At 33.9% G+C, this 16,910-nt stretch carries 16 protein-coding genes; all 16 read right to left on the bottom strand.

Annotated elements, in window-relative coordinates:
- Positions 1 to 3 precede the first annotated feature (3 nt).
- The 16 genes from L2735_RS09515 to L2735_RS09440 all read right to left on the bottom strand — a co-directional run bounded on the left by L2735_RS09515 (position 4) and on the right by L2735_RS09440 (position 16,635).
- Complete coding sequence (locus L2735_RS09515) at positions 4 to 1,179, bottom strand: DegT/DnrJ/EryC1/StrS family aminotransferase (RefSeq protein WP_248984474.1); 1,176 nt, start codon at positions 1,177 to 1,179, stop codon at positions 4 to 6.
- The gene (locus tag L2735_RS09510; RefSeq protein ID WP_248984473.1) at positions 1,172 to 1,825 is read right to left on the bottom strand and encodes a sugar transferase; all 654 of its coding nucleotides are present in this window, start codon (positions 1,823 to 1,825) and stop codon (positions 1,172 to 1,174) included. Before L2735_RS09510 ends, L2735_RS09515 begins: the two co-directional genes overlap by 8 nt.
- 1 nt (position 1,826) lies before the next feature.
- A complete protein-coding gene (locus L2735_RS09505) occupies positions 1,827 to 2,588 on the bottom strand; it encodes a glycosyltransferase family 2 protein (protein WP_248984472.1) in 762 nt (253 codons plus the stop codon).
- Positions 2,572 to 3,447: a sulfotransferase family protein gene (locus tag L2735_RS09500; RefSeq protein ID WP_248984471.1), complete on the bottom strand. Its 876-nt coding sequence runs from the start codon at positions 3,445 to 3,447 to the stop codon at positions 2,572 to 2,574. Before L2735_RS09500 ends, L2735_RS09505 begins: the two co-directional genes overlap by 17 nt.
- Positions 3,444 to 4,400, bottom strand: coding sequence for a sulfotransferase family protein (locus tag L2735_RS09495; RefSeq protein WP_248984470.1), 957 nt, complete (start codon positions 4,398 to 4,400; stop codon positions 3,444 to 3,446). The genes L2735_RS09500 and L2735_RS09495 overlap by 4 nt, the downstream gene beginning before the upstream one ends.
- Entirely contained in the window at positions 4,360 to 5,004 is a 645-nt protein-coding gene (locus L2735_RS09490; protein WP_248984469.1) for a PIG-L deacetylase family protein, read from the bottom strand. Before L2735_RS09490 ends, L2735_RS09495 begins: the two co-directional genes overlap by 41 nt.
- Positions 4,994 to 6,118 carry a glycosyltransferase gene (locus L2735_RS09485; RefSeq protein WP_248984468.1) on the bottom strand — a complete coding sequence of 375 codons (1,125 nt, stop codon included), beginning with the start codon at positions 6,116 to 6,118 and terminating at the stop codon, positions 4,994 to 4,996. The genes L2735_RS09490 and L2735_RS09485 overlap by 11 nt, the downstream gene beginning before the upstream one ends.
- 46 nt (positions 6,119 to 6,164) lie before the next feature.
- The gene (locus tag L2735_RS09480; RefSeq protein WP_248984467.1) at positions 6,165 to 7,328 is read right to left on the bottom strand and encodes an O-antigen ligase family protein; all 1,164 of its coding nucleotides are present in this window, start codon (positions 7,326 to 7,328) and stop codon (positions 6,165 to 6,167) included.
- Between the two features lie 56 nt (positions 7,329 to 7,384).
- A complete protein-coding gene (locus tag L2735_RS09475) occupies positions 7,385 to 8,614 on the bottom strand; it encodes a lipopolysaccharide biosynthesis protein (protein WP_248984466.1) in 1,230 nt (409 codons plus the stop codon).
- A gap of 36 nt (positions 8,615 to 8,650) precedes the next feature.
- On the bottom strand, positions 8,651 to 9,748 hold the full coding sequence (locus L2735_RS09470; RefSeq protein WP_283104593.1) for a DegT/DnrJ/EryC1/StrS family aminotransferase: 1,098 nt from the start codon (positions 9,746 to 9,748) through the stop codon (positions 8,651 to 8,653).
- The gene (locus L2735_RS09465) at positions 9,745 to 10,335 is read right to left on the bottom strand and encodes an acyltransferase (RefSeq protein ID WP_248984465.1); all 591 of its coding nucleotides are present in this window, start codon (positions 10,333 to 10,335) and stop codon (positions 9,745 to 9,747) included. Before L2735_RS09465 ends, L2735_RS09470 begins: the two co-directional genes overlap by 4 nt.
- Before the next feature lie 24 nt (positions 10,336 to 10,359).
- Positions 10,360 to 11,304: a Gfo/Idh/MocA family protein gene (locus tag L2735_RS09460; RefSeq protein WP_248984464.1), complete on the bottom strand. Its 945-nt coding sequence runs from the start codon at positions 11,302 to 11,304 to the stop codon at positions 10,360 to 10,362.
- A gap of 12 nt (positions 11,305 to 11,316) precedes the next feature.
- On the bottom strand, positions 11,317 to 12,597 hold the full coding sequence (gene tviB, locus L2735_RS09455) for a Vi polysaccharide biosynthesis UDP-N-acetylglucosamine C-6 dehydrogenase TviB (RefSeq protein WP_248984463.1): 1,281 nt from the start codon (positions 12,595 to 12,597) through the stop codon (positions 11,317 to 11,319).
- Positions 12,598 to 12,793: 196 nt separating this feature from the next.
- A complete protein-coding gene (locus tag L2735_RS09450; protein WP_248984462.1) occupies positions 12,794 to 14,947 on the bottom strand; it encodes a polysaccharide biosynthesis tyrosine autokinase in 2,154 nt (717 codons plus the stop codon).
- A 102-nt stretch (positions 14,948 to 15,049) separates the two neighbouring features.
- Entirely contained in the window at positions 15,050 to 15,490 is a 441-nt protein-coding gene (locus L2735_RS09445) for a low molecular weight protein-tyrosine-phosphatase (protein ID WP_248984461.1), read from the bottom strand.
- Positions 15,491 to 15,510: 20 nt separating this feature from the next.
- Positions 15,511 to 16,635, bottom strand: a complete 1,125-nt coding sequence (locus tag L2735_RS09440; protein WP_283104592.1) for a polysaccharide export protein — start codon at positions 16,633 to 16,635, stop codon at positions 15,511 to 15,513.
- Positions 16,636 to 16,910 lie beyond the last annotated feature (275 nt).

The raw sequence follows: 16,910 nt of genomic DNA, 5'->3' as shown, positions 1-16,910 counted from the left end.
TATCTACTTCTGTGCCGCTAATAAAACTTTTCTGATGACAGAACAACTCTTATTAATTTCGATTTCAGTTAAAGTGGGATGGACTAAAAACATTAAACTAGTTTCACCAAGTAATTTTGCATTTTCTAAACGCTTATTTGGTCTCCAGCCTGTATCATCGAAAGCTTTTTCAAGATAAACTTCAGAACAACTGCCCTGATAAACTGGCACCCCAAGAGAAATAATTTCATTTACAATTCGATCTCGAGACCACCCATCAGCCAAATACTCAGGTTTTATAAACATGTAATGTTTGTAATGTGCATGATTGATGTGATCAGGTATATTAATAGCACGGACAACTTTAATATCACTAATTGATTTATTTATCGCTTCGGAATTTCTTTGACGCTGCTCAGTCCAGTGTCTCATTCGTTTTAACTGAATTCTACCAACTGCAGCTTGTATTTCAGTCATTCTCCAGTTAGTTCCAAAGCTGTCATGTAACCATCTAAATCCAGGAGGGTGATCGCTGTTATAAACAGAGTCAAAATTTTTACCATGGTCTTTATAAGACCACATAAAATTCCAGAGGGCCTTATCATTAGTAGTTACCATGCCACCTTCTCCAGCGGTGGACATGATTTTATCCTGACAGAATGACCAAGCTCCAATGTGCCCAATACTGCCGACACTACGACCTTTATATTTTGCCCCATGAGCTTGAGCACAATCTTCAATGACTTTAAAGCCGTGCTTTTTAGATAAAGCCATAATATCGTCCATTTCAGCAGGCATTCCAGCTAGGTGGACAACAATTACCGCTTTAGTATTATCAGTTAAAACAGCTTCAATTGTATCAGCAGTAATATTTTGACTATTCAAATCAACATCAGCGAATACTGGATTAGCACCAGCAGTAACGATACTTGATGCTGATGCTAAAAAAGTTCTAGGTGTTGTTATAACATCGTCACCATTACCAATCTTTAAAGCTTTTAATGCAATATCTAAAGCTAAAGTACCATTAGCTAGAGCAACAGAATAGTTGCATCCAGTCCAAGAAGAAAACTCATCCTCAAAGCTTCTCCCTTCATTACCAGTCCAATAATTGACTTTGTTCGAGAGTAAAACACGACTAATAGCATCTGACTCTTCCTTTGTGAAAGAAGGCCAAGTTGAAAAAGGGGTATTAAGCATTTTGAATTCCTAGTTTAGAAACACAATCATCAGGCTGTTCAAATGGGGTAACGATAGTTCCAAATAACGAGCGTCCGATTACCGTTATTAGAATTAAGTCAATATCTAATTTCATTGTATGCTCTTGAAGGTAGTTTAAATTAATCTTTGTTTTTAATGGAAATATTACAGAGTCATTAAATGTTTTAGGATCTTCTACCTTAAGTAGTATTTCTTCTTCATTTTTAAAGTGAAGTGTTGCCAAACCGGTAATTCCTGGTCTTAAACTTAGTATTGCCCTGTCATCTCCAATTAAACAATCTGCATAACCTGGTACGTCAGGCCTAGGCCCAACAAGACTCATCTGCCCCAACAATACATTGAAAAGTTGTGGGAGCTCATCAATTTTATACTTGCGAAGTATTTGGCCAGTTTTAGTAATACGAGATTCATTTAGAGCTGTTATTGATGAAGTATTTTCAGAAACTGAAACCATGGTTTTTAATTTGTATACATAAAAAATAGAACCATTTAAACCAACTCTTTTTTGTACAAAAAATCCGTTAGACTTTGTACTAAAAGTTGCAAAAAGCCAACCTATACAAATAACAGGAGAAAAAAATACAATACCAAAAAAGGAAACAAAAAAATCAAAAAACCTCTTCATTTCAAATCCTTTTTTTACACGCATTAAATGCATAATTAATAAAAAACCAAAAGCTCTTTAAATAGTTGAATTTAAAATATTCTGTGTAGACTTTCCAAACATCATGAGCAGCTTTACCTTTTTTAGCCGTATTAGATGTACTAACTAAACGATAATTAGCTAGCACATCTGGTATGCCATGCGCATTTATATAGTTAATTTTAAGTATATCGCCCCATAATGCCATATCATGACTAGATTTTAGGTTTGGCATTGTAAAAGGTTTTACTTTACTCGCATCAATAACAACCGTTAAACAACCAATAATTGTATTTTTCATATAACCATTAAAATCAATTTTACTAACCGAGTGAATGACTTTACCGGTTCTTTTACCATCCTCGAATAAAGTATTATATGAACTAAAAGTAAAAGCCGCATCCGAAGACTTCATATAATTAATATGGGTCATAAGTTTACTTGGCTCCCAAGTATCATCACTATCTAGAAAAGCAACATATTGTCCCTTAGCTTCTCTTAAAGCAACATTACGAGCTTCAGCTGCACCCACATTCTTATCGAGTTTGAATAACTTGAATCGTTTGTCAGGCAAAATTGATTCTATGAAATCAGCACTTCCATCAGGTGAAAAATCATCAACTATTAACATTTCAAAATTACTATAACTTTGACTCATTACACTATCGATTGTTTCTTGTATAAAACGTTTAGATTTGTAACTCGGTGTGATGATAGATACTAAATCTTTATCTCGGGAATTCATTATTCATCTTATCCATTGTTGAAATAAAACTTTTTGTATGAGCTTTGTAACTATTTCTATTACTTAACTTATCAGAACTAGAAAACTTAAGATGAAAAACTACACTATTCTGTTTCGCTCCAATAAAACTAGCTAACGACTTTTCCACCGTTGACCTATCATTTATGATGTCGTCAAACAAAATGTTAAAAGAATTAGAGTTTTTGAGGTCTTTAGTTGATCTACAACATGATGCTACCCATTGTAGTTCTGCGTACTCATGTAAATTATTTATTCTCGACTTCGTAAACCTCGGCCCCCAATAAAACTTAGTTCTATAACCAAAAAGACCGAGTACTAATGAAGTATAGTATTTATAGTTTTTCGCGAAATAACTAAAACTAAAAGTGGGACTTTGCAATTTATCTAGTATACGCCGATACAGAAAAACAATTTTATTCTTTATGGGCTCTTTCTTACTACTAGTTACTGTAACTTTTCTTGAATCACCTAGGTTCTTTTTGATTACAGAATTTACCACATCCCTACCATCACGATAGACATATACAAATTTGGCATCTGGAAATAATTTTACTAAAAAATCAGTTCGCAACGAATTTGCTGCTGTTTTTTCAATAACAAAGTCTGCATCAAGATCTATTAAATCTAAAAAATCAGCTCTAGCCTTTTCTAATATAGAATCTGGAAATTCATTTACACACCTAAAAGTATCTATCGAGCTATCTAAATTGTACTTGTTCCAAAACTCATTTATTTCTGCAAGATACTGAGTATTATTTGAAATTTTAGAGAGTGTACTCCCGACAAGATGAGTTCCTGAGCGGGCAGCTCCGATCACAAATATCAACTGAGCTTTCATTGGCTATAACCTAACATAGTCAATTCATCTTGTAATGTCTCAGTAATGAATTCTATTTCTGTTGTCGAAAACTGAGTTTGCCAGCGACCAGAGTTTGATCGAGTTAAATCAAACTTTGAAAATTCTTCGACATAATCTATTCCACAAAATATAGATAGTTTATTTAAAACATGCTTAGGTTCCTTACATAGGTCTTCTAGCTTTATCCGAATAAAACTATCACAATTAAGTTTCCTTTCGTTTTTGATTGAACTATTAATTAGGTTTTTATAAAAATAAATAACATCAGCTAAATCTGTAGGTGTCCACCTTTGGCCGATATATGACGCAATTACATCTCTTGGATCTCTCACCATATGGATAAACTTTGCATTCGGACATAAATGAAGAAGTTTATCAATGAATAAGCTATTGTAAGTATTGTCTTCTACATATATTTTTTTATTATTTCTATAAAGAAAGTCAGAATATAAAGTATTTATAAATTCCGAAAACTCAAATTCTATAGTTGAAGCATCAGTTGAATGATACATCAAACTATTGTTACTTAACGCACCAGGCCATTTTGCTGTGTAAGTAAAATGGCTAACCCCTTTAATCAATTTATCAACCAATTCATCATAATTATGAAAATGCTTACTTAACTCCCAGTCAGCATAATAACTTTTATCTATCAGAGAGGCTGAATTTTTGGTTGATAATTGTTTTAAAAAGCTTTTTAACCGTTTAATTTTCAGGTCTGCAATAAAAGGGCTTGAAGCTTGAGTGATACCAGTCAAAGAATCAATTAATCCATCTGGGTCAATTGTAAATCTAGTTTCAAATGGTAAAGAACCAACGTCTTGATTAAGGCTTAAAATATCTTTTATTACATTCGTTCCGCAGCGACCTGTCCCACCTATAAATACTATATTAGGCTGATTCATTTTTAATAACCCATCTGATAACTTCATATACTTCTGAAAAACCTAAGCCAGTATTACTTCCCTGTTGTTGACACATATTTCTCATATAACCCTCTTGTGCATAAAAGCGATGAGACTGGCTTTTATAACAGGCAATGGAATTCTCTTTAGCTTTGACATCATCAGCACTGACTTCTACGACTAAATCTGCTGAAAAATTTATGCAATTCCAAGGAAAAAAATAACCTATAAGAGTGGTATTTTTAAAAGCTCTTTGGCCTTCATTGAAAATAACGCTATGATCTTGATGTATATCACTTGAAGAAGGAACAATAACTAAGTCTGGCTGAAATTTTGCTCTCACTTTAATGAGTTTTTCTAATATAGATTGTCTATGCTCGTTAAACTTTCTAACTGGATAATCCAAAATTTCAATATTCGATATTCCAAGAGTTGCTGTAGCTAATTGACATTCCTTGACTAGAGTATCAGGCTCAAAACCATCTCGTAATGATTCTTTACAACTAGAAAAAGCTATATATTTAACTTCCGCTCCCGATTGGATTAACTTATTTATAAAAGCACCTGCTCCTATCTCACCATCGTCAGTATGTGGAGATAAAACTAGGATTCGACTAAACTTATACATCATTATATAAAATATCCTTATAGAGGCTACTTAAACTTAGAAATTCTGATTCCCATGACATTTGTTTTGCAGCATTTTTTCCATTGCCAGAGAGTTCAAGATTTAAATCAAAATCAGTCAATAAAGAATCTATAGATTCACAAATCGAAACGGGATCATTAGAGGAGCAAGATAAACCAAACTTATATTTATCATTCAAATCAGTCCAAAGTTTGAAGTTTGAAAAAACCACAGGCAAACCAGCCGACATATATTCGAATAATTTATTCGGTAATGCGTTTTGATAGTTAAATATATTTTGATTACAAACAACCCCAACAGAACTGGTTTTCATGTGATAGACAATCTGTTCAAAAGGGATCTCACCAAGATAGCTTATTCGTTCATGACTTAAATAAGACTCAACTCTTTTTAATACACTTGGGTTGGCTTTACCCGCGATAACTAATCTAACATTATCATTTTTAGAACATATAACAGCTTTAATAACCTGTTCTATACCGCGGTTAGGTGTTAACCCTCCCGAATAAAACACCTTATTAGGTTTCCTTTCCTCTTCTACTTCAATAGATTTGATAAAAGATAAATCAGGGAAATTCCTAACTAATACTAATGGACAAGACTTAATATTAATGGTGCTGCCAATAGACTCTTCGGCAACAATGACAGCAGAAAATTTATTCATTAAGTTTTTCAAAATAAACTTATAAAAAGCAATAAATAACTTCGACAAATATTTATTAAGCCAAGGCCTAGCTTCAATCTTTCCAATAAAGTTTTCGTGTATATCAAAAATGACATTTTTACCTAACAATCGTAGAACTAAACCTACAAAAATTAGCTCAGGATCATGAATATGATAAAGATCAGCATTTAATTTTTTTGATACAAAAAAAGACTTTATCATAGTAAAAGACATTCTTTTAATTCTACTTGTAACATCATCAAAAGCGTTAATTTGAACACCATCGAAGTTTTCATTAACTCCTTTGGCATTTAATAAAATGACTTCATAGCCCTCTTCTGACAAGGATTTACATTGCCGCCTGAGAATACGAGTATCATAAGGATTATGCACGGTAGTTAAATGTACTAATTTCTTTGTAGATCTGGTCATATTGTTAAATCTTTAAAGGTGGTATAAAGTAAGCGTTTATTGAAATTCAATCTACATTTCTTGCTTTGTCTCTAATTCCATAAGCAAGGATAGCAAGTACTCCAAGGAATGCCCTTAAATCTTCATAAGAATAACTTTTCATGAGATTCAAAGTGAAAAAAACTAGAATGACATAGAATGATATTTTTTGATTAGCTGAGGTGATAAAAATAGTTATAAAGGAGATAAACAAGATTAAACCAATTAATCCTGTTTCAGCTAAGAGTTCCAGAATAATATTATGTGGATATAGTCTTCCATCAACGCCTGTCACATAAATAGAAAAACTTCCGAAACCATGCCCCAACATAGGTTTTTCAAAAAACATTTCAAGAGCTATATTAAAATAATCTGCCCTTGCAGTAATTGAGTTACCCATATCATCATTCAAAAACCTTAACAACCTATCTACAGTCCTATCAACTTGTAAAAGCGCATTAGTTACATCGAAGTTTTGTAAAATAAAAAAGACAAAAAAAGGAATTAGAATAAATGACAACACAGTATAAATAATTTTTTTCTTATCAATTTTAAATCTTACCTTAGTTATTGGATATAATTCTTTAAACTGAAAAATGAAAAGGGTCATTATACAGAAAATTAATGGTCCACGAGCGCCCAACATTATTAATAAAATCAATGTAACAATTCTAAAAAAAAGTTTCCCAGTAAAATTTTCATAAAAAGTTAGTAAAAAGACCATACCTATAAACAAGCCACTATTAAGGTAAAGCCCTAGTATACTTTCAGGAATATTACCATAAGAAACATTCATCCTAAAATAAACTGATACGATGCCGCTAAGAACGGCAAAACAAGAAATAAAAAACAATGTATGCTTCACACGAACTAATATAATTATAGGAAACAAAATAACAAAGACATGTGAAAAGCTAGCGAGTAATTTTCTGTAAGAGTAATCTTCTGACAAAGAAAAAATAACACTTATTGACAAATACATATAAAACAATAGCAAAATAAAAATCATCAAAAATTGCTTTCCACTAATTCTAATTTTCTTAGAAATTAAAGATAATAAAATTATAGAAACCACAGCTAAAGCAAACACAACAGTAAAATCAAAATTAGTAAACCAACTTAAGCTTGCTTTTATTAACCCTGAAGATATAAAGCCTGCAATAATAAGACTAAATATAAATTGTTTAATCATTTATAACCCATATTATTAGAATATGTACACTTCTTTACTCATTTCACAATCAATACTTAACAACGCTTTACAACTACTGAAATGATTGTCAAATATATACCATACAATAAAAAACCAACCACTGATAATAAGACTACATATTCAAAAAAGCTTAAAAAATATACTTTAGAGACATAGTATGTCGCTGAAATTAATATGACTAACAAAGAATCATAAATCAGCTTTACCTTTTGAGCTCTTAAAACGATTAGTGTTCTACTCAAAGCACCTGCAACAAAACTGCCATATAACCATGGTGAAATAAGAACACAAACTGTCGCCATATCGACCCATTCGTCGCCAAAAATAATTGGAACCATTGGTTTTGCTAATATCATTATTGCTATATAAACAATTCCACCATATATAGCTAACTTCTTTAGATTTTCAAAAAACAAGCTTTTTAGCTTTAAATTGTCTCGATTATAAAGTTTGGCTATTTCAATCTGATAAACGTCAGAAAAAGATTTACCTATTTGCGAACTCGGAATTGCAACTAATAGCTTTGCAAAAGCAAAATATCCTGCTTGTTTAGCGCCAAATAGGCTAGATATACAAATTATAGGTAAAGCGAGTCCGATTTGATTTAAAAGAATTGAAGGCAACTCAAATTTTTGAAAATCAATATATTTTTTGATGAAAGTTTTATAATATTTTATGGATAAAACTTTAGATAAAATTGATAGGTTCACATAACGAAGTAACTGCCCCATAGACGCTACTGTTCTTATTATTTCAGATATAATCAAACCTACTAGATGCAATCCACTAAAACCTAAAACTATTCGAGATAATGCATAGTATATTGACCGTGATAAAGTTGCATTCCTGATAGGTTTAACGTTTTCATTACTTAACAATATTGATCTAAGTAATAAAAATATAGCTTCAAATAAAATACATACACCGATAGCAATACATGCCCACAATGGAAATACACCAAAACCACCGTATCCATTTTGTATAACAAAAAAGGTAACTACAGTTGTTAATATAGAGGTCAAAATTGTAAAAAACACACCACATTGCAGTGCCAGCATTTTTTCCGATTTTTTATTAGCTACAATAATAACTGAGTCATACCTAAGTGCAGCAACAGAAGATACCAAACTAAAAACTGTGATTAATAATGAAATGGCACCTATATCTTCAGGGCTGTAAATCCTAGAAATTACAGGCATAGCTAATATAGTAATCACTTGTGCGGACATTACACCAGATACTAGTGTTAGAACTTTTCTTTTCATTCTATGCCTTTATAACTGCTTTACTGCTTTACTGCTTTAGATATAGTTCAAATCGTCAGGCAAATAACCGTGCATTGGTAAACTTAATACATTTCGCGACAGGTTCTCAGCAATAGGAAAATCGCCTTCTTTATAGTTCAAATAAGCAAACGCAGTTTGTAGATGCATACACGTACCGTAATAAACCATTGTCGGTACATTTATGTCTTTTAACTCCATACTTAAGAGTTCCCTTTCTTCAGACTGTACAGTATATTGCGCCCAAGAACTGAAATATCCATCTGGAACTGTGGGAGTTATAACTTTTTTAGATAGCTTGTCTTGGTATTTACTGGCAGTGTTATTTCTATTAACTAATTCGATTGGGAACTCTTCTAATTTTTCTAAAAGAATTGCTGCCTGTATTGTATCTAAACGACTGTTCATACCAATTCTTACATTGTCGTATTTATTAGAGCCTTTACCATGCACGCGGTATGATTTAACTAATTCTGCATATTCATCATTATCTGTGAAAATAGCCCCTCCATCACCGTAACAGCCTAGTGGCTTAGCTGGGAAAAAACTAGTAGTTGCAATGTCCCCAAAACTTCCCGCTCGCTTACGTTCAATTGAGCCACCAAACCCTTGCGCTGCATCTTCGATTAGTCTTAAATTATATTTTTTTGCAATAGCTTCCAGTTGTGGATAATTTGCAGGTAAGCCAAAAAGATCAACTGCAATTATAGCCTTAGGCACAATTTGACCTTCTGCGATTGTTTTTTGTATTTGTTTTTCAAGATGCTTTGGACAAATATTAAATGTAACTGGATCCGAGTCGACAAATACAGGAGTCGCTTTTGCAAAAGCAACAACTTCAGCTGTAGCGAAAAAAGTAAAGGTAGGGCAAAATACTGCATCACCATCTTTAATATTCAAAACCATCAACGCTAAACTCAAAGCATCGGTTCCATTTGCACATGTAATCGCATGCTTAACACCTACAAATTCGGCCAGTTTTTGTTCTAATTCAAAAACTTCAGGTCCCATGATGTATTTTCCATGGTTAAGAACTTCCTGAATGCGCTTATCAATTCGAGTTTTAAGATGTTCATATTGGGCTTTCAAGTCAATAAACTGTATATTTTTATTCATTTTACACTTTCTTCTCTTATCACTATTCCTTCCGCCAACTTATAAAGGTCGCCAGTATGCTCACAAATAGTGCTAACAGAATTCCCCGTTAAAGGTAGATTCAATTTCTCACCATACGCACTCATCCAACCAATTTGCTTTGCTGGAACTCCAACAACTAAAGCATATGGTTTCACGTCCTTATTAACGACTGAACCTGCACCAACAAAAGCATATTCCCCAATTGTTACACCGCAAACGATTGTACAGTTAGCCCCCAGTGACGCACCTTTTTTTACTAAAGTATCTAAATATTCATCTTTACGTTCTATAAGCGAACGGGGGTTATATACATTAGTAAAAACCATACTAGGTCCACAGAATACACCTTCTTCAAGGTGTACATTATCGTAAACTGACACATTGTTTTGAATTTTACACTTATTACCGATAGTTACTTTATTGCCTACAAAAACATTTTGACCTAATGACACTCTTTCACCAATTATTGCACCAGCGCAAATGTGAGCCCAATGCCAGACTCTAGAGTCACAACCAATAACTGCACCTTCATCAACTATTGCTGTTTCGTGTTTCATATAATTCATTTTTTGTAGGCCTTTAAAGTCTTTCTAGATTAATTTCGACATAAGCGGATGATAGTGCTCAACATTATCAACAATTGGTTGTTCACGAATTTTCTCAACAGTTTCAATTGCTGTTCGATTATCTTCTAATCCGTAACCATTTCCATTGAGTACATTTTCGTAGCTCTGTGTGTGCAAATCAGTAAACCCACCAGAAAATTCCAATTCTTCTTCACCAATCATAATGCTTCGATACGTTTTCTTCTCACCTTGAACAGCATTTTCAGGCAAGTTATTGGCATCAATAGATAAGAACCATTTAACTCGTGCTCGTTCATACTCTAAATAACCTGAGACAGTTTGTTCATCTTTATAATGTATTTCATTGAACTTGATATCACCGAAAATAAAATGGAGCATATCGAAAAAATGAACGCCTACATTTGTCGCAACACCACCAGACTTCTCATCAGCTCCTTTCCAGGACTTTAAATACCATTTCCCACGAGATGTCATATAAGTTAACTCAACATCGAATACTTCATCAGAGGAGCTGTTCTGAACTTTATTACGAAGAGCTATAATTGAAGGGTGTAAACGCAATTGAAGAATACTGTTCACTTTGGCATCATATTTTTCTTCATAAATTTTTAATGTATCAATTTCTGAAGAACTCAGTACTAATGGCTTTTCACAAATAACATCAATCCCATGCTTTAGGGCAAACTTCATATGTGGAGCATGTAGATAGTTTGGTGAACAAATTGCTACGAAATCTAATTTATTTCCTTTTAGCATTTCATCTTCAACATAAGCTTCAAAGTGTTCAAATTCAGTAAAAAATTCAGCATCTGGGAAATGGCTATCCATAATCCCAACTGAGTCATTAACATCCATAGCTACAACTAGTTCATTACCAGTGGCTTTTATTGCATTCAAATGTCTAGGAGCTATGTAACCACCAGCTCCAATTAGCGCAAATTTCTTCATGAAAAAATTCCTTTATAGACGAATATCAGCGTCTTCAGTCCCAAATACGTATTTTACATCGTATACAACATGATTAGGGCGACAAAGCTTTCGAACTTCCTCTATCCCTTTATTTTTTAACTCACTATGATCTACGGCTAATATCACACCATCGTAATGCTCTTGTTTCAATTCACTTATGAGTTCAACTCCGTACTCATGCTTGACTTCTGCTGGGTCAGCCCAATTATCATATATATCAACATTTATATTAAAGCTCTCAAGTTCTTTGACAATTTCGATAACTTTAGTATTTCTCACATCTGGGCAATCACCTTTAAACGTAAAGCCCATAATGAGAACTTTTGCTTCATCAATATGAATTTTCTTGCTTGAAATCTTTTTAACCATTTGCGTTGCAACGTAGCTGCCCATCCCGTCATTAATCCTTCGTCCAGCAAGGATTACTTCAGGTTGATAGCCAACCTCTTTAGCTTTATAAGTTAAGTAATAAGGATCTACGCTAATGCAGTGTCCACCAACAAGCCCTGGTTTAAATGGTAGAAAATTCCATTTGGTTCCAGCAGCTTTTAGTACTTCTTCAGTATCAATATTTAATTTATTAAATATCTTCGCAAACTCATTAATGATAGCGATATTCAAATCACGTTGTGTGTTTTCAATAACTTTTGCAGCCTCAGCTACTTTGATAGATGATGCTTTATGTGTTCCAGCTGTAACAATCGACTTATATACAGAATCTACAAAGTTTGCAGTCTCTGAGTTTGAACCAGATGTAATTTTTATAATAGTTGTTAAACGGTTAACTTTATCGCCTGGATTAATTCTCTCAGGGCTGTAACCAGCAAAAAAATCTTGATTAAAAATCAGTCCAGAACCTTTTTCTATAATAGGGATGCAAACTTCTTCTGTAGCCCCTGGGTATACCGTCGACTCAAATACAACGATGTCACCTTTAGAAATAATCGAACTCAATGCTTCAGAGGCTTTTTGAAGCGGAGTCAAGTCTGGGGCATTGTTATCATCGATTGGAGTCGGGACAGTTACAATGTAAAAGTTACACTGCTTTATATCACTAAGTGAAGAAGAGAACTTCAAATTATGTGCTTCTCTGAGCTCTTCTGGAGAACATTCTAGAGTTGAATCTTTTCCACTAATTAACTCTTGTACTCTCGGCTGATTGATATCAAAACCTGTGGTGCGGTATTTTTTACCAAATTCAACAGCTAAAGGTAAGCCAACATATCCTAAGCCGATTACACCCACATCCAGGGTGTCTAATGAAAAGCTCATAGTATTTTCCATATAAAGTTTTAATGATTTGTTTCAGAATTGAACTAGTAATTATCTATCTTGGTCGAACATCTATTTTGAGAGTATTTTTTAATTAAGAGGCAGTGCTTTACACTGCCTCTTAATTATATTGGTTTATAAGCTTCCCCATATTTGTTAATAAGTTTTAAACTAATTAACAGTTATAAATATAGGGTTAACTTTTATAACTATAATTATAATAGCCATAATTATAACTTGAGCCTGATTGTTCAACCATATTCAAAATAGTCCCAGCGACTTTAATTCCTGACTGTTCAAACCTGCTATTGGCAACATCGATTTCTTTAGCTGCATTTTGATCATACTTTACGACCATTAAAGTCGTTCCTGATTGACGAGCAATAATTGATGCATCGGTTACAGCTAAAACAGGAGGCGTATCTATTACGATAAAATCATAATTTTTATTTGCCCAATCCATAAATTCAGTAAATCTTTCATGCATTAATAATTCGGCAGGATTCGGCGGCACAATACCACGGGTTAAAACATCTAGGTTTTCAATAACATTTTTATCTATTACTTGTTCTAGGGCCAATTTTCCAGATAGGTATTCAGATAAGCCATTTTCATAAACTAATCCAAAGTGACGTTGCATATAACCTTTACGCATATCAGCATCTACGACTAACACCTTTTGACCAGACTGGGCGATGATTGTTGCAAGGTTTGCTGATACAAATGATTTACCAATTCCTGGTGATGGACCAGAAATTGAAATGATATTATTTTTTGCTTCCATCATGGCAAAGTGAAGACTGGTTCTAAGTCCTCGTAGAGCTTCTATTGATAAATCTTCAGGGTTAGAGTATGCCAATAAATTTTCTTCTAACCCAGTTCGTGAACGTTTTTTAGACTTGCCGAAAATTAAATCCCGCTTATTTTGAACCTCAGATTTAGGTACAGTTGCATATACAGCTAACCCTAAAGCCTCAATCTCGTCTGGAGACTTTACACCGCGATTAAAAGCAGCCTGAATTAATACTCCAGCAATAGCTATCATTGCCCCTAGCATTGTGGCTAAAACTACAATCAAGGGCTTTTTAGGTTTAATGGGTAATAGAGCCGATTGCGCATTATCTAAAATACGTACATTACCTACAGTACCCGCTTTGAGTATGTTTAATTCTTGTACTTTATTGAGTAATTGAATGTATATTTGTTGATTTACTTCTACATCACGAGTCATCCGCAACACTTCACGTTGCGTTTTGGGTAGTTTTTGAATTTGACGGTTCAGCCTATCTCTCTCACCCTCAAGCGTGGTCCGTTTATCTAACAGTGAAATATAGGCGGGATGTTCTTTAGTAAAGCGTTGGCTGATTTCTGTTTCTTTGAACGTTAATTCGTTCATTTGAGCTTCTAGCTCAACCATAACCTTTAGAATTGACTGTGCTTCTAAACCTAAGTCAATTGATTCATTCTTTTGCCTGAAACCATTTAAAGTATCTTCTGCTACTGATAGCTCTCCTTTGATTCCAGGTAAATGTTCGTTTAAAAAAGCTAAACTTTTTTCAGCTTCTGCTGAATTACGCGCGATATTCTGTAAAAAATAATTTTGGCTTATGTCATTTAAAACTGCTTCTATTTTTGAGCGCCTCTCACCTGTATAAGAAAGTTCTAAAATCCCACTTTGTTTTCCACGCTCAGAAATGCCTAAATTTGATTTGATATCTTGAATAGCTCTTAACTTATTCTGAAGAGACAATGTAAATTCATCTCCCTCATGTGCTGATAAGCTCCTAACAAATAACTTAAAGTCACCATTTTCTGATAACTCATCAACTTTACCTGAAAGAATTGTATCGCCTACTTCATCAATTAGATTATATTGACCTTCAGCATCAGTAACTTCAAGAGTAAATGTTGTATCCTCATGACTAATTGCGATCTCAAACCGAGCAATATCTATTGAGTGCTGATTGCTAGTAAGACGAGCAATGCCTTTACCGACGACCGGAAAGTAATTAGGTTCTACAACAATGTCCAAGTTTAATTTATTAACAGTTTCTCCAAGGATCATTCTTGATTTTATGATTTCAATTTCCGTTGTAGCAGATGATTCCGAGCTGAACATGTCACCCATTTCGCCCACTAAAGCAGACATTCCACTTTGTTTCTGCTCAACTTGTAACAGTGCATCAGCTTTATAAATCGGAGTAGCTAATAACGCATAGGCTACGCCAATAACTGAAAAAAGGAATGTAATACAGGCAATAGTCCATTTTGCCGAAAGAAGTATATGCAATAACTTCCCTAAATCTATTTCGTCATTCTCTTGTGGTTTACGGCTTTCGTTTGAACTCATTATATGACCCTAAAATTACACTCAACCTATTACTAAAACATTTCTCTAAGCTTCTAAAATTAGTTTAAAAATGAATACTAATTATTTAGATAGAAGTATTTTCTATAGCTTTTTAGCCCAAGAAATTGCAGATTCATTTATTTTTTTATATACAATTTCAAACATTTCTCTACTTTGACGATAAGGATCTGGAATATCTTTTTGACCTTCCCAATGTCCAAATAGCATCGTTTTACCACGAGCTTCGGGTACCATTTCCGTTACAGCACTAAGATGTCCTTTTTCCATGACCAAGATTAGATCATATTGTTGTGCTAGCTCACGTGTTAATTGCTGTGATTTGTGTTGAGTAATATCTAAACCATTCTCAGCAGCAACCTCTACTGCATTTGAATCTGCAGGTTTACCCACTAAACCACTTTTTTCTGATGCGATACCCGCTGAGGCAATGTGCTTGTTAGGCAGCAACTGTTTAAGTGCAGCCTCTCCTGAAGGTGAACGGCAGATATTACCAACACAAACGACTAATACTTTATTGAACATAAGAAATGCTTTCTTCCGAATTAATTATCACTATAAATATTATTTGTACGCTCAACACCCTGAGCTAACTGATTGAACCCAGAAATTGTAGGCAGTAATTGGTACATAATACGATTCCAGCGACTTAATGGCGCGGCAGTGACGTAAACTACATCATACGGTTGAAGTTCAAACTCTGTACCTAAGGCTAATGACGTTGCTTCACTTACATCAAGCTGATATACATCAACCTCTTTATTTTCTGAGGTACTCCGAATAACAAACACGCCAGTTGCATCAGCTTGATACTCATTAATTCCACCAACACCACTTAACGCTTCAGTAAGGCTCATCCCAACGCGGTCAATCTTAAGCATTTTAGGTTCGTTTACTTCACCTAAAACAAATACCTTTTGATTGTCATTACGTGGAACATGCAAAATATCGCCTCTTTGTAATAATCTATTTTGTGTTAAGTCACCTTTTTGCATTAATCCATACAGTGAGACTTGTTCGGTTACCCCATTTCGTGTCAATGTTGCTTCTTTCCAAGCTGCATCTTCAGTTATACCACCAGATTGATTAACCGCATCTAACAAAGTAAGCGGAATATTACTTATCGGTAAAACACCTGATTTACTCACTTCACCTGTAACATATACTTTTTGGGAACGAAACGATGCAAGGTTAACATCGACTTGAGGAGATTCAATAAATTGGCTTAACTTTGCTGAAATATCACTTCTGATTTCTCTTACAGATTTACCAGCGACATGGACAACACCGATATAAGGATAGAAAATGGTTCCGTCTGAGTGAACCCAATTACCTGATTCTGCTGAGCTACGATAAGAACCCGCAGGAATGGTTAATTCTGGATGGTCCCAAATAGTAATATTAAGGACATCACCTACACCTACATGATATTCATAGTTCTGAATTTGAAGCTCTAAAGAAGGGTTTGCTGTAGAAGAAATCTCATTTTGCTTAAATGTGTAGATATTAGCCGGCGTTATTGGATGAACGTTAATTTTAGTGTTTACTGCTTCACTTTCTGATGTTGTTTGCTCATCATCAACAGTTAAATGACTGCCTGGAACGGCACAGCCAGAAATTAAGGCCGCTGTTAAGACTATCATTACTTTATTTTTAATTATTAAATTCATTTAATTATCTTGCTAATGTTGGGAGTTGTTATGATGAATACGGTAAGAGTTTAGCATTACAATGCTTGTCTATAACACATCTATTTATTCTATTTTAGACACGCTACCGCCCTTAGATTACAGCCTCTAAAGTGCTAAGGTTTCCAAATTTTGAAGCGTAATGACAAATTAATTTAAACAATAAAAGCGTCATAAAAACGTAATAAACATAAAATCAGCATCACATTAAGCGTATAAAAATGTAAATGCAACTGAACTTTATAAAAATCACTTAA

The organism is Shewanella olleyana (assembly GCF_023283825.1).
Lineage (GTDB): Bacteria > Pseudomonadota > Gammaproteobacteria > Enterobacterales > Shewanellaceae > Shewanella > Shewanella olleyana.
The sequence above is the reverse complement of the archived record's forward strand: the minus strand, read 5'-3'. Positions and strand labels throughout refer to the sequence as shown.

Coding starts and splice junctions, on each gene's coding strand:
- L2735_RS09460 (WP_248984464.1), bottom strand. CDS start 11,304: ATGAAGAAATTTGCGCTAATTGGAGCTGGTGGTTACATAGCTCCTAGA.
- L2735_RS09485 (WP_248984468.1), bottom strand. CDS start 6,118: ATGACCAGATCTACAAAGAAATTAGTACATTTAACTACCGTGCATAAT.
- L2735_RS09475 (WP_248984466.1), bottom strand. CDS start 8,614: ATGAAAAGAAAAGTTCTAACACTAGTATCTGGTGTAATGTCCGCACAA.
- L2735_RS09515 (WP_248984474.1), bottom strand. CDS start 1,179: ATGCTTAATACCCCTTTTTCAACTTGGCCTTCTTTCACAAAGGAAGAG.
- L2735_RS09445 (WP_248984461.1), bottom strand. CDS start 15,490: ATGTTCAATAAAGTATTAGTCGTTTGTGTTGGTAATATCTGCCGTTCA.
- L2735_RS09470 (WP_283104593.1), bottom strand. CDS start 9,748: ATGAATAAAAATATACAGTTTATTGACTTGAAAGCCCAATATGAACAT.
- L2735_RS09495 (WP_248984470.1), bottom strand. CDS start 4,400: ATGAAGTTATCAGATGGGTTATTAAAAATGAATCAGCCTAATATAGTA.
- L2735_RS09465 (WP_248984465.1), bottom strand. CDS start 10,335: ATGAATTATATGAAACACGAAACAGCAATAGTTGATGAAGGTGCAGTT.
- L2735_RS09505 (WP_248984472.1), bottom strand. CDS start 2,588: ATGAATTCCCGAGATAAAGATTTAGTATCTATCATCACACCGAGTTAC.
- L2735_RS09450 (WP_248984462.1), bottom strand. CDS start 14,947: ATGAGTTCAAACGAAAGCCGTAAACCACAAGAGAATGACGAAATAGAT.
- L2735_RS09510 (WP_248984473.1), bottom strand. CDS start 1,825: ATGAAGAGGTTTTTTGATTTTTTTGTTTCCTTTTTTGGTATTGTATTT.
- L2735_RS09480 (WP_248984467.1), bottom strand. CDS start 7,328: ATGATTAAACAATTTATATTTAGTCTTATTATTGCAGGCTTTATATCT.
- L2735_RS09490 (WP_248984469.1), bottom strand. CDS start 5,004: ATGATGTATAAGTTTAGTCGAATCCTAGTTTTATCTCCACATACTGAC.
- tviB (WP_248984463.1), bottom strand. CDS start 12,597: ATGAGCTTTTCATTAGACACCCTGGATGTGGGTGTAATCGGCTTAGGA.
- L2735_RS09500 (WP_248984471.1), bottom strand. CDS start 3,447: ATGAAAGCTCAGTTGATATTTGTGATCGGAGCTGCCCGCTCAGGAACT.
- L2735_RS09440 (WP_283104592.1), bottom strand. CDS start 16,635: ATGAATTTAATAATTAAAAATAAAGTAATGATAGTCTTAACAGCGGCC.